General features: G+C 45.9%; 1 protein-coding gene. It reads left to right on the forward strand.

The window, feature by feature from the left end:
- A partial coding sequence (locus tag LB467_RS18960; protein WP_237690477.1) for a pyridoxal-dependent decarboxylase occupies nt 1-255 on the forward strand: 255 nt, incomplete at both ends.

Genomic DNA, 255 nt, shown 5'->3' on the forward strand with positions numbered 1-255 from the left:
GTATTGACCGTGCTGCACGTATTATGGGTTTTGGAGACGAAGGAATTATCAAGGTGCCGGTAAATGATCGTTTCCAGCTGCGAACAGAGCTACTGGAAGAATATTATCAAAAAGCAGTCGCAGATGGGAGGCAGGTGATTTGTGTTGTAGGATGTGCAGGTACCACTTCCACCGGGTCTTATGATGACCTTGAGACCATTGCCGACTTTTGTAAACAATATAGCATTTGGTTCCATGTAGATGGGGCTCATGGTG

The sequence above is a fragment of the Salegentibacter tibetensis genome (assembly GCF_020164485.1).
In the GTDB taxonomy this organism is placed as follows: domain Bacteria; phylum Bacteroidota; class Bacteroidia; order Flavobacteriales; family Flavobacteriaceae; genus Salegentibacter; species Salegentibacter tibetensis.